Annotated in this window: 9 protein-coding genes and 3 pseudogenes; 4 read left to right on the top strand and 8 right to left on the bottom strand. The window is 38.0% G+C overall.

Annotation, left to right across the window (positions count from 1 at the left end; all coding sequences use genetic code 11):
- Positions 1-363: 363 nt before the first annotated feature.
- The 4 genes from ACSQ6I_RS07335 to ACSQ6I_RS07320 form a co-directional block, all read right to left on the bottom strand.
- Entirely contained in the window at positions 364-1,140 is a 777-nt protein-coding gene (locus ACSQ6I_RS07335) for a DUF928 domain-containing protein (protein ID WP_438889710.1), read from the bottom strand.
- Positions 1,141-1,279: 139 nt separating this feature from the next.
- Complete coding sequence (locus tag ACSQ6I_RS07330) at positions 1,280-3,625, bottom strand: CHASE2 domain-containing protein (protein ID WP_438889709.1); 2,346 nt, start codon at positions 3,623-3,625, stop codon at positions 1,280-1,282.
- Positions 3,626-4,114: 489 nt separating this feature from the next.
- Entirely contained in the window at positions 4,115-5,260 is a 1,146-nt protein-coding gene (locus ACSQ6I_RS07325; RefSeq protein WP_438889708.1) for a DUF1822 family protein, read from the bottom strand.
- A gap of 2 nt (positions 5,261-5,262) precedes the next feature.
- Positions 5,263-6,498, bottom strand: a complete 1,236-nt coding sequence (locus ACSQ6I_RS07320; RefSeq protein WP_438889707.1) for a sigma-70 family RNA polymerase sigma factor — start codon at positions 6,496-6,498, stop codon at positions 5,263-5,265.
- Between the two features lie 447 nt (positions 6,499-6,945).
- On the opposite strand from ACSQ6I_RS07320, the gene ACSQ6I_RS07315 reads away from it, so the two are divergent.
- The 3 genes and pseudogenes from ACSQ6I_RS07315 to ACSQ6I_RS07305 all read left to right on the top strand — a co-directional run.
- Positions 6,946-7,176, top strand: coding sequence for a type II toxin-antitoxin system Phd/YefM family antitoxin (locus ACSQ6I_RS07315; RefSeq protein WP_438889706.1), 231 nt, complete (start codon positions 6,946-6,948; stop codon positions 7,174-7,176).
- A 2-nt stretch (positions 7,177-7,178) separates the two neighbouring features.
- A complete protein-coding gene (locus ACSQ6I_RS07310; protein ID WP_438889705.1) occupies positions 7,179-7,589 on the top strand; it encodes a type II toxin-antitoxin system VapC family toxin in 411 nt (136 codons plus the stop codon).
- Positions 7,590-7,785: 196 nt separating this feature from the next.
- Positions 7,786-8,073, top strand: a pseudogene (locus tag ACSQ6I_RS07305) (Spx/MgsR family RNA polymerase-binding regulatory protein); the annotation flags it as partial.
- A 17-nt stretch (positions 8,074-8,090) separates the two neighbouring features.
- Here the strand turns inward: ACSQ6I_RS07305 and ACSQ6I_RS07300 are convergent.
- The 4 genes and pseudogenes from ACSQ6I_RS07300 to ACSQ6I_RS07285 all read right to left on the bottom strand — a co-directional run.
- Entirely contained in the window at positions 8,091-9,431 is a 1,341-nt protein-coding gene (locus ACSQ6I_RS07300; protein ID WP_438889704.1) for a vWA domain-containing protein, read from the bottom strand.
- 67 nt (positions 9,432-9,498) lie between these two features.
- On the bottom strand, positions 9,499-9,885 hold the full coding sequence (locus ACSQ6I_RS07295; RefSeq protein WP_438889703.1) for an AAA family ATPase: 387 nt from the start codon (positions 9,883-9,885) through the stop codon (positions 9,499-9,501).
- A gap of 251 nt (positions 9,886-10,136) precedes the next feature.
- Positions 10,137-10,699, bottom strand: a pseudogene (locus ACSQ6I_RS07290) (Uma2 family endonuclease).
- A 551-nt stretch (positions 10,700-11,250) separates the two neighbouring features.
- Positions 11,251-12,112, bottom strand: a pseudogene (locus ACSQ6I_RS07285) (IS1634 family transposase); the annotation flags it as partial.
- 283 nt (positions 12,113-12,395) lie between these two features.
- On the opposite strand from ACSQ6I_RS07285, the gene ACSQ6I_RS07280 reads away from it, so the two are divergent.
- Positions 12,396-12,741 (top strand): hypothetical protein (locus tag ACSQ6I_RS07280; RefSeq protein ID WP_438889702.1); only part of this gene is annotated, 346 nt, incomplete at its 3' end.

Genomic DNA, 12,741 nt, shown 5'->3' with positions numbered 1-12,741 from the left:
AAAATAAACCTACTGATTTCGTGGTTAATCAAGACATCTTGATTGTTTAACAATTTGCAGAAATTAGTCTCACATATTCATAATTTTATCCTGAAAAATACACTCGGAAATTATTTTTAATTCCTGGGTGTATTTTTTTCCTACATTTGGAAATGTAAGTTTATCTCGTTTCCATACAAAGTCACGAGAGATACGTAGAAAATCTGTTAATTGTGCCAAATTATCGAGTCTGACGTGGTTGGTGAGCTTGCCGAACCACACCCTACAAGAGGCTGAAACTCATACTCCATATTTGCTATGTTCTGTCAATGCGTAAGTCCTACAAGAAGAAAAAAGCTGCTTGATGTTTAAGTTTTGATTTTTTTAATTTAATGGGATAATAGAAGTGAAAACAGCGTTATCTAAATTAACTTGTTTGAGTAAATCACTCCAAGCAGATTTAATTTCTGCATCTATTGGTTGATTATTTAACAGTTGCTCTCCCAATGTTGTTAAGGTATCTTGCCAAATACCATTTTCAGCATAAATCACAGCTTTTTCTAACGGAGTTTTAGCTGCTCCTAATTGTTTTTTTACTGTGGAATTTAGGTCAATTTGTGTCATTGAACCTCGAACATAAACGGAAGCAGAAGGTTTATCTGGATCACAAGAAACAGAAAAAGTCCAACGATAAGATTTACCTGTTTCTAATGGTACTGTTGGTTTTACAGCTAGGCTAACTATGCCGGCTGGTGTTTCTGGTGGATTAAATTTTGTTTGATAAACATAATTATCTGCTTCGTCTTGAATTACAAACTCTATAGGAAGGTTTGGAGTTAATTTATCTGGGACAAAAAACCAAAATGTGGGATTTGAAGATGCTGATTGTCCCCAAACTAAATCTTTCGTTTCTGTTTTGTTTACAGGTACTAATGCTGTTAGGTTTTCATACTGCTTACAGGGTCCACGACTACCTCCACCTTTACGTCGTCCTCTCGGTTCTCCTGGCTGTTCCTGCACTCCAGGTGCAATATACTTGATTTTGGTGGTTGATGTTAAAGTTTGAGCGTGTCCGCTTTGCCAATTTCCTAGTAAATTAAAAATGCTTAAGGTCATTGCCGAGATGAGGGTGACAGTAGGAAACAAAAGTATTTTTTTCATGACAACAATTAATTGTTTAATCAAACAATGCAGATATTTTGTTATACAAATCTATAATTAGTAATTCGTGATTTTTAAGAGGTAATAGGAAATAAGGGAGATAAAAAATAGTATTTATCTGTTTTTCTTCTGCTTTCTATCACCTGTCACCTGCTATTCTTCTACTAATATAGGTGATTTGAGTGCTAGAAACTAGTAATGCAATTATTGGTGGTACTAATGGTATCCAACCTCCTTGAATTAGTATGATGAGGCAAAGTCCAAATAGTGTGACTATTGCGATCGCTAAGACCATACTTAAATAAGTGATTTTTCTAACATACCAAGCTAGTAATCCACCTGTTAAAGACCAATACCAAATCCAGCAGATTTCACCCCATTGCGTCCATACCCATAATAGAGGTCGGTTGTCTAAAGCAGCACTGATCATCTGGCTCACCATCTGTGCTTGAATGAATATGCCTGGTACAACTTTTAAAGGGCTTTTACTGTATGGTGTAGACCAATAATCACTACTGCTATTACTGGTGACACCGATAAGAATAATTCTGCCTTTGAGGGCATTTGGGTTGATTTGTCCGTTTAGGACTTGGCTCATGGTCACTTGTGGTGCGATCGCCTGTACGGAGGGCGAAAAACGATAATTTAGTAAAAACTGACTGCCTTGGGCATCTATTGACTGATAACCACCACTTCGTTTGTGCAAACGTCCGAAGGTTTTATTCGCTAGTTGTAAATCCCAATCTGGTGTAAATTTGGCTGTAATTCCTCGTGATTGCAGATATAAGAATACTAACCGAGTGCTGAAGGCGTAGGCGGGAGTACAAGTTGATGAGATGGGATTTGGGGTCATGGCCATCAAATGACGGCGCATTACACTGTCGTTGTCTTCAATAAAGTCGCTAAAACCCAGCCGTGCTTCTGGAATTTCCGGTGGAGGTGAAACGCCTGTGGGGTCATATTCTGGATCAGCACGTTTACAGATAGCAATCAAGCGATCGCTTTTTTGCATTCTTTTGGCTAGTTCTGGTTGGTTCGCACTCACAGGAAAATCCCGGTATATATCTAAACCTATGACCGCTGGTTGATATTGTTCTAGTTTTGTGAGTAATAAGTTGAGATATTTATCTGAAAGTGAACCTTGTCTAGGTTCTTGTCCCTGTGCTTGAATATCTTGGTCAGTGACAGTTACAACCAACAAACGGGGGTCTGGCGCTTCTTTGGGGCGCGATCGCATTAATTGGTCAAATGCTGCCAATTCTAGGGCTTGCAGTCCCCCTATTAGTCGTATTAATACGATAGATAAAGCAACTATTGAACTACCAATAAAAACAATTGGTAACTGGCGTAAATTGGGACGTGAAAACTTTAGACCCAATTGCTGACCACACAAATCCTGCCAAGTTGGGGATATTTCAGCGGGATTTTGGCAAATAACAGGCAGCCAAGTAGCGCAAGGAAAATCATTTTCTAGAGACTGTAACCTTTCCCTAGCTTCCCTGACTGCTGTATACAAGGTTTGTCCTTGTGAAGAAAAAGCAGTGAGGAAATGCTTTAAAAATTCCTGTGCAACCCGGTCTGGGACAGGTTCTCGCATGACAATTACTTGGGGCAAATGCAAATCAGCTAAATCTTCTGCGATTCCCAAACCATCACAAGAGTTAAAAATTGCTAACTGCAAACCTTGTGCGATCGCTTTTTGTAAACCATACTTTAATTGATCGATAGTCAAAGTTTCGCCAGCATTCAGTACCATTTTCCCTTTCCCTTGGCTGGAACTATGCCCCGCAAAAAAGAGAATATCCCAACCAGATTCCCATAATTGTTCTGTAAGTTGGGAACGGTTGGGTTCGACTAAAAACTTAAGTTGAGCATTAGGTAATTGCTGAAGTAAATTTTGGTCTTTTTCGATATCAATGTGGTGGCTATCTCCCAAAATAGCTAAAATTCTAACTTTACCATTAGTCTTTCTGGGATTGGTTTTAATTGCACGGGCATATTCAGGAGGACTTAGGGCTATCTCTGCTAGTGGGTAATCATTAAAAAAATGCCATAGACACCAAGGCAGATTTAAAACCTGATGACATTCAGCAGTAATAACGCAGCGAATTTCATCTGTAGGTAAAAGTTGGGTACGTAGTTTGCGGTCAATATTTAGAAATGCTAAACTATTAAGCCATGTATTCAGACATTTTTGCAATTCTTGGCAGAGATTTTCAAACTCGGCTTGAGAAATATGAGTAACGTCTTCTTCTTCAATTTCAAATTCAGAAATGTTGTGACTACGCCATCCTAAACTGGCATATAAAGCTGTATACAATTTTTGCCAACGTTGATAAAGATGCTCTAATTGTGGTGCAGCAGGTAATCCACCGATAAATTGCATGGGAGTAGGAATATCTGTTTGCCAAAGTTGAGCTATGACCGTGGGAAACCCTTGGTGTAAGTTTCCTTTTCCTAAATTTAGGACGATCAATTTACTCATAGTTGGTGATTGGTGATTGGTAATTGGTAATTTCTAGTCTCAGACTGGGAATAATATCACAGAGGCTCTGCCTCAACTATACATTAAAGGCAGAGCCTTCTATAATTCATTTCTATACAGAGTATAGGAACGAGATAAATTATAATCCTGAAAATCCTTAAATCCTGAAAATCCTGATTCTGACAATTTTAACTTGAGGTTATGAGTGATGATTTTGATGAACCTTTACCAGTGTACCTGTTCAATGGTAAATACTAAATATAGCAATCATAAATAAGATATGAACACCTCTTTTTTCTACCTCTGCGCTCTCTGCGTCTCTGCGGTATGGCTAACGCCACGCTCCGCGAACGTTTAAAAAATTCCGTCATGCCTGCGGCACACTACGTGAACATAAATCAAACAGGATTGCTATATTGCAGATAAGTTAGATAAGTCATAATCCTGTAAATCCTGTTCGCGTAGCGTGGCGTTAGCCATATCTGAGAATTAACATTCAAACTCTTCCATAAAGCTGAAATCATCAAGAATTACCTGAATACTAAATCTTGTATTAACTGGACAGCGAAACCGTTTTAGTTGAATCGAATTATCTGCCTCCCGTGCTGTTACTGATTGCACAACATCGCCTAATGCAGAAATTAACGCTAATCTAACATTATTTGGTAAATAAGAATTGCGATTATTTGGATACAATTGAGCGCGAATTCCTACTCTTCCATCTGTTTCTGCTGTCAATGTCAACATTAAAACCAATGCTTGATTACCATTTTGTATAGGTAAATCAATCACTTTTACCCGTTTAATTGATTCTTCAATGACATCATTAGTTTGACGAAAGCTAAAGGCTAAATTGGGTTCTGCACCAAATAAGGTTTCTATTGTTTGCCAGCTATTTGTAACCACATTCTCAAACCACTGACGCAAATTAACAATCGTTGAATTCTGTGTTTGTTGTAAAAAGTCTTCCCTTTCTAATAATGCTCCCCAAATTTCAAAGGGCAATTCTAAGCGCGGATTAGTAACTGTCGGACTTGCTAATCTTTGTTTGAAGTTTTCTACTTGGGTCGTTGATAAAATTGGTAATGCAGAAATTACTGTTTGTGTTTGTTCTTCAGGATACAATTGCCGCACAACCCACAGCACATTCAAATCCTCAATCATCTGATTGGCTTCCAGAGAGTAAGTCCTCTCTTGAGGATCATAGCTACCTTGATTTTTTAACTGCTCATGGGTAGTATAACCCCAAACTCGCAGCCATTCACCATCAGGATTAACTTGTACCGCTAGATAATAATCTCCAGCTAACTTAGGAATATCTATCCATTCTTGAGGAACATGAAATTCTCTAGTTTCTAAATTTTTATCTGGAATCAGAATCAGGCGCTTTGTATCCAGATTTATAGCAGTACCGCTGACTACTTCCCAAACTTGGGGAAGGGTTTCTACAGTAGCTTCTGGTGCATATTCTGTTTGCAACCAGGGCAGAAAGGTACTAAGGCATACTTGATTAAGAAAGGCATTCCAACGACCGAGAGGACTCACAAAAGACTGGCTTTGTTGCCAAGATTGGTTTTGTACCTCTAAAGACACCTCTAAGCACAGTTGAGTAGGGGGGACACAGAACAGAGACATAACTATTGCTCCTCTGAGGAGTGAGATTCCAGATTACGGAAATAATTCTGTAACCACTCCTCTAACACGACACTAATATATTTCACCACGTTGGAAGTTGGAGAAATATGCATTTTCTCCTGACTCCATTTGGTAATGGCCAGCAGTAGGGATTCTCTGGCTTTGGCTAATTGGCGTGAAACTTGATATTGTTGGATTTGTTGCTGTTGGGCAATTTGTTGTTGGGTGAGTCCTTGTCGATAGTATAGCTCCAACAACTGTTGTGATTGTAGAGTCAGTTTTGCTAGGGCAGTAATTAACAGGTTGTGTATTTCTATTTGTTGATTTTTTTGCGTTTCCGCTTCTTCCTGGTCAATTAAACTAGCTAGTAAAGATTCATAAGTATTATCTGCTAAATCATCTTGTAATTCACCCTCTGTTTGTCCTAACTTGGGTAAGTTGAGGGAAGAAACCACTGGATAAAGATAAGAACGCACCTGTTTGGCACAAAAAACCAGCCATTTTTCTAGAGTTTCCGCATTGCATTCTGTCCCAGGGGGGTTTAGGGTTAAGCGTTCGCCTACGGCGGTGCGTAGCACATCGCGGTTGTAGAGTTGAGTTATGGTGTCCCAAGTATCCTGGTCAGGTCTTTGTAACTTGCGGACACCTGGTGATTTGCTCAGAATATAACCATCTGTAAAACTTTTCCAAGCTAAGAGATAACGAGCAATAATGTCATCTGTCACCCCAGCATTTTGTAAAGCTTCCTGGAGTCGCTTGCGGCTTAACTTCAGCAGTAATGACCAATCGTTGGCATAATCTATTTCTTGTTTTTGGCGTAAAGCATCGCGGATAATATTACCAAAAGCCACAGTACTGTAACTTTTTAGACTAGCTTTTTGATCAGGGTCACAACCTTTGAGGATTTTCGGTACTTGAGCGATCGCTATTTGAAAACAGTCTGATAAACTACTCTGTAAGCTGGCAAATTGGGGAATTGTTCTTTTTACAGCCCAATAACAGGTTTCTTGTAAGTAAGCAGACAGATGACTAAGTGCTAAGGAATTTGGCTGAATTTGCCAAGCCTTATGCCAGTAAATTGCCCAAAAATTTTCTGATTTTTGCGTTTGTGGTATCTGTAATAAAAGATTCTGAATGTTGCGGCGTAATTTTGCATCATATACCCAACCGTTAAAGCGTTCAGCCTCAAATTGCAGAAAAGTCGCAAACATTTCTAGTATACTTTGCCGAGCGCGCATGAATTAATAGGTTGCCAAGTAGAGTTTAGATGTTGAAATCAAGTATCTTTATCATTTTACTATGGCTCATCAAAAAGGTAAGGCAACAGATCCAGTTAAGTATTTTGCTGACCCCCAATTTAGATATTCAGTAAACCAAGCGCAGGGGGGAGAGACTGGGACAAAGCTTGTACCCCGCCCCAGCCGAGCGCCCTGGAAGGGCGGGCGCTGTGGGGAGTGAGGATTGGTAGTTAATTCTTATTTTCCGAATAGAGGAGATATTGTCAAATTAGAATTTGGGAACACACAGCGATTTACGGCTGATTCAATTAGGCGTGCATTTGTCCTGCAAGCGTCAGGAATGTCTTTTGTTAAAAAAATAAATATCGCACCTCTCTAATTACCAATGCCGTCACAGGTAAAATAGATGTACGCCAAAGTTGCTATTCCCTAACCCCAGAACCCACCATGACACAAATTACCCTTGCAGAACTCCCAAAAAACCTTCAAATCCTACTCAACCAAGCCCAAAAAACGGGCGAACCCCTGACCATTATACAAAATGGTATCCCCTTTGCCATCATTTCCCCCATCAAGAAAAAATCCCTATTGCAAACCCTTTCCACTCTTGAAGCACTGGACGAAGACTTTGCCGACGTGGACGCAGGATTATTACCCTTAGATGATATTAAATTTTAAAAATGAGTTATTTATACTTATTAGATACAAACATCATTTCCGAACTAATTAAAAACCCGAGAGGAGTGATATTTTCAAAAATTCAAGATGTCGGAGAAGACCAAATTTGTACAAGTATTATTATAGCTTGTGAATCAAGATTTGGAGCTAGAAAAAAGAACTCCCAAAAGCTCATAGAAAAACTGGAAATTATCTTGGATAGCATAGAAATACTACCCCTGATTCATCCTGTAGAACAATATTATGCAGAAATTCGCACTGATTTAGAACAGCAAGGTAAACCGATTGGAGGTAATGACTTATTAATTGCTGCTCATGCTTTGACATTAAATCTAACTCTCGTTACTGCCAATGTTCGTGAATTTTCCCGCATTCCTAATTTAAAAGTAGAAAACTGGCTCAAACCCAATTAAAAGACGATAAAATAAAAGATTAAATGGTATTGACTCAGAAGTGTTGAATGTTAAGATTTTGAGTATATTGCCCAAGTTGTGCATTGGTATTGGTGATACCAAATTTGAGAAGTTAATGACTCTATTCTCAATAAACAGACAATTTGGCCTGGGTTAAACACAAAGATTGTAAAGTTGTGTTGCGAGATTCAACACTTCTGGTATTGACTATGAGTTCATTAACACCAAAGAAACTCCCCCAACTCGTGAGATGGTTCAAAATTGGGTAACTTCTCTGGGTTATGCGGCTATGCGAAATACTTCTGGTCAATCCTACCGGGCTTTAAGTGATGACAAGAAGAATTGGATAGATGAGCAATGGATTGAGGCATTTAGCAAAGATGCAATGCTACTCAAACGCCCGCTTTTCCTCAAAGATGGAACGGCTGTGCTGATAGGCTTTAAAGATAAAGATGAAGTAGTAAGGCAAAAGTTGGGACTTTAATTTTGCTGGTTTTTACTTTACTTAATCCTGAAAACCTGACCTTTAGGAATAAAAGGTAATCGGCAACCCACAGGAATTAAAAAAGCGTGTTCTCGACGAATATGTAAATTATCGCAATAGCCATCAGTAATGATTAGCAATGGTCCATTTTTCGGGAAATCATCCGCTTTTTCCAGTAAATCAATACCGGGTTGTAAAACAGTACCACCTCTACCCTTGATTTGAACTCTATCTGCTAGAGATTCTGGTGTTAAGTAACCTTGATCATAAGCAAAAGCATCACAGAAAACAACCCGCACCAAAGAAACATCATGGGAAATACTATAACTAGCGATAGCGAAGCGCTCCGTAGGAATCGCTCCCAGTGCCTTTGCCAATAACTCCCGTTCCATTGAACCAGAAGTATCTAAAACTACGCCAAATGTGCGACCTTCTTCATGATTACTATCCGGTACATAACGAGAACGAGGAATATCAGGAGTCGCAGATTGACGGCGACTGAGACGAGCATAAGACCTGACTTTAATTAAAGGAGAAAAATGATGATCAAACCACTTAGCTAATTCCACATCCCAAGGAATCGGCGGATAACTCAAAGCCCGAATTTCTTCAATTAAACCTGCTGGTAGAAAACCGCGATTTTGTTCATGGTGATATACAAGTCCCTGACTCAGACAACGGCGATAAAACTCATCCAATCCCACACCATCCCCATAAGTCCACCAATCGGCTCTTCCTGGTTCTAAAATGTCACATTGTCCGATTCCCCGTAAAGTAGATAATTTGCGATGGAGGCGTAAATCTTTGACTATTTGGTCATAAATTGACTCCGCTGATAAATTCTTTAAATCAGGGTCATGTAACACCCCAATGTGAGGTAATTCACCTATTCCCATTTCTAACAACCAAGAATTAATCACATAATCACAAGCAACATTCCACAAATAATGGTCTCTTCCTTGACAGCGAGTATCATGTCTGAGTCCAGCGTGTAACAATTCATGAGCCATCACAAATCGGCATTCTTCGCCATTTAATCCAGCAGCGGGATTGATAAAAATTTGTTTATTTTCGACATAAATTGCAGCTACAGAAATATCCAAACGTTGACAAATTAAGGGATCTTCAATAATCTCAAAATTAGTTGCTAAAGCTCCCAACAGAGGATAGCTATTGATAAACCAAGCCTTAGCTCTTTGTCCAGGAGTATCATTTTTGTTTTGCGTCCCCAACAAAGGTTCGCGTCCGGCGGCGACATTTACTGCATTGGTAACTGCTCTTGTTAATCCTGCTCCAAAAACAGTTTGCCAGTCAAAACCCCGACCCCAATAGTTAGTTTTGGTAGGTTCTATAATCATATCCACAAAGTCATCACCAGGAAGACCACGCTCACAAAATTCCTGATACAAACTTTCTTCATTTCGGTTAGAAACATTGAGAGAAGAAAGGTATTTTTCTGGGATAGATCCTGAATTTTAAATCGGCAAGAAACTTCGCAATAAAATAATTACAAGCGGCGTTCCATTCACGAGGATGTGTGCGTTTTTGGAAATGACCAAAACCCAGATGCAAGAGACAATGAGCTAATACATAAACCCATTCTTCAATCTGCGGTACTCCAATTAAGTCTTCTGGTGCTAGTTGACTACCAAGTAGTGAAACGCAGGGTATTCCCACTTCCACCGCAAATTCTTCTACTAACGATGATTTACCGATTCCTGGCGCTCCCCAAATAAATACGGGTCGTACTACTGCCACATTCAGCAGAAATTCTGAGAGTTGTTTTTGGGTGACTGTAATTGCTGGGTTCATTCTTCACTCACGAAAACTGCTGTTAATTAACCCCAATTTGGGGATTATTTTAAATTCGCATTAGGTATTCTAGTAACTATAATCAACAATCCATCCCCCTGGCTCATAAAACATTAATTATCAATCATCCTGTTGCCTCTTTCGCGTTGCTCCCATAATTTTTCACCCGATAGAAGAGATCATAGCGATAGGGTACAGTGCGACCTAGGAATCGCATATGGTGAAACACCGTTTTTGATACCAAACAAGACCTAACGAATTAAACCAGCACGTTGAAAAATAGTATGGGGAGTAATTTCTAATTCAGGTAATGTTTCATGACTGATGACTTGATTTTCTCGAAATGTGACAGGAAGAGAAGATGCTGTAAAGACAGTAATGTATCTACTATCCAAACCAGAGAAATGCCAGCTTGAAGATAATAAGTAGCTTTTTCAATCATGTCCCCAAAAGTTTGACCAGGAGAAATAATTTCAATAACTAATTCTGGGATCACAGGACAAGCTTCATCTTTAAGCCAGTCAGCAGGAAGACGGTTATAGGAAACATAGGTTAAATCAGGTACGGGTATCCAATTTTCTTGATTTCTGGTTAATTTAATCCCCCATTCCACGACAACACGACCTTTTCTTTCCGCCCATGTGGATAATAGTATAAATAATGCTCCTGTGGTTGAGCCATGAAAAAATTTAGGAGACATTTGCTCATTTTTATATTTAGGTACAGATTCACCGTTAACAAACTCATAAGCAAGATCACTTTCGGGAAGTGCAAGAAATTCTTCGAGAGTGAGTTTGGTTTTTAGTTGAGTCATGGTTAGTTTTGGTGGGTTAAACCCACATTCCGCACCCTTAAAAGTAACGATCGGTTTTTACTGAAGTGAATTAATGAAAAAAGTGTTAAAAAATACATTTATTTATAAAAAACAAGTTTTAGATAGGAAAATTGATTCAGATGCATTCTCAATAAAGAGCAATAAAGAATGAGGGTAATTTTCGGAAAAATTAATAATATAATTTTATTCTGAAAACATAAATACCTAACTATAACTTATGTTTCTCCAGAAATGAACTTAAAAAAATCATGATAAATTAAACTCAGTAATTTTATTAATGAGTCAAATTGTCTAAATAATTAAAATATTAATAAGATCAATAAATTAACTTATATATCTGTAGTAATTACGGCAAGCTTCTGGGAGGAATAAGAGAATATACTTCATTTCAGATGTCAAATTATAAAATTCTGTTTTTTGTTGAAAAGTCACAAGATGAACTGATTGAAAACATTGAAATATCCACCGCATAGTTGGATTATTTATCGCTTTTCCTAATTGATTTTTTACAGTATAGTTTAAGGATTTTAAAGCTGCTCTAATTTCTCTCTCGTCAGAGGTACTCTAGTCAACCATTTGATACTCGACATTAACTTGATATTTGTTTCTGTATATAATGCGCTATCTGCTACTATTAAACTATCAACCTGTATTCTTTTTTGATATTCAACTGCGATTTCTCCAAACTTTTTAGAATCAACTTCATTTCCTGATACTGTTTTTATATATATTGGTATATCTCCATCTCCTGAACATACTAATTGTGTAATAAATTGTTTTAAATCTGGACGATGGTCACGAGAATAACCGTAGGTCAGCTTTATCGCTTGAGGTGATTGACTCTCTTCATTTTCTTTTTCTAATGAACCTGATTCTTTTTGATTTTCAAATATCACTGATGGTAAACTATTTTCATATTCTCCCTTCGGGTTCGGCAGTCGCTCATGGGGGAAACCCCCAAGACCGCGCTGCCTCACCATCTACATGAAATGATGTTGAATCCAAGTGTGATGATAATAGTGATATCTGATATATTTCTACCGCATTTAAACTGATTGCTAAAAATACTGTATCTAGTCCTTTTATAAATAATTTATCTAATACTCTCCCCAGCTTATCATCATTGAGATATTCGGGTTTTACTCCTGCACCAATTAAGTGTTCACAAGCGATTAATTCAAAGAATTTTGGGAACATATATAAAGGCTGTGACATCATACTTAAGCCGTTTAAAATCATCGCCTTTACCACCTGACCCGCACTTACTTTTTCTCCTGGTTCTGAAGAGAGTAATTTATTAATTATTTCTACTATCCCAATTGAATCTACTATTCCTGCTACTATCCCTAAATGGTCAATCTTCTTCAATTCCAGGTCTTTGGCAGTAAACATAGCAACAGAAACTCCACAAAAGTATCTGTTTAAATTTTCTCATTTTTCTGTTGTTTCAAAATGATTTTTTCATCTTCTTATAGTCATTGAAAATAAAGCTTTCAATGAGTTTGAACCAATTTTGCCATCAAAATAACCTCAGAACCAAAATTTTGTACTTGGTCATTTTTATCGACCGTATATCTAACTTAATAGTAATAATTATTATTTAGCTCTAATAAATTAGAGTCAATTCTCCCATTAATTAGTTCTTATGTACTAAATATATCCGTTTTTTTGGGGTGTGACAGTTGTGGGTGCGGAATGTGGGTTAAAGATTCCCAACTTCTATCATAGTATAATTAACCCAGGTAAGCTGACTTTAACGGATGGTCGAAACACCCAACAGTATACCTTAGCCAAAAAAAGAGCCTTTACTAAAAATTCTAGTTTTACATCGTTAAAAGAATGCGCGGTTGTTTACCTTGATTCCGCATTTCTGCCCGTGATACTCTTTCCTCATGTGGGGGAGGTTAAGCTAAACAGTTGGTATGTCAGTTGGTATGTTTTGATGAAAATTGTGTTGCGCTATGGACGAGTTGTTAATTCAGGACAAAGAAATATAATTGTGATACCAATATTATTTAACC

Origin of the sequence: Anabaena sp. WFMT, from assembly GCF_051781005.1 — a bacterium.
Taxonomy (GTDB): Bacteria; Cyanobacteriota; Cyanobacteriia; order Cyanobacteriales; family Nostocaceae; genus Anabaena.
Note: the sequence above shows the minus strand (reverse complement) of the source record. Positions and strands in the feature narration are given on the sequence as shown.

Coding starts and splice junctions, on each gene's coding strand:
- ACSQ6I_RS07335 (WP_438889710.1), bottom strand. CDS start 1,140: ATGAAAAAAATACTTTTGTTTCCTACTGTCACCCTCATCTCGGCAATG.
- ACSQ6I_RS07330 (WP_438889709.1), bottom strand. CDS start 3,625: ATGAGTAAATTGATCGTCCTAAATTTAGGAAAAGGAAACTTACACCAA.
- ACSQ6I_RS07325 (WP_438889708.1), bottom strand. CDS start 5,260: ATGTCTCTGTTCTGTGTCCCCCCTACTCAACTGTGCTTAGAGGTGTCT.
- ACSQ6I_RS07320 (WP_438889707.1), bottom strand. CDS start 6,498: ATGCGCGCTCGGCAAAGTATACTAGAAATGTTTGCGACTTTTCTGCAA.
- ACSQ6I_RS07315 (WP_438889706.1), top strand. CDS start 6,946: ATGACACAAATTACCCTTGCAGAACTCCCAAAAAACCTTCAAATCCTA.
- ACSQ6I_RS07310 (WP_438889705.1), top strand. CDS start 7,179: ATGAGTTATTTATACTTATTAGATACAAACATCATTTCCGAACTAATT.
- ACSQ6I_RS07300 (WP_438889704.1), bottom strand. CDS start 9,431: ATGATTATAGAACCTACCAAAACTAACTATTGGGGTCGGGGTTTTGAC.
- ACSQ6I_RS07295 (WP_438889703.1), bottom strand. CDS start 9,885: ATGAACCCAGCAATTACAGTCACCCAAAAACAACTCTCAGAATTTCTG.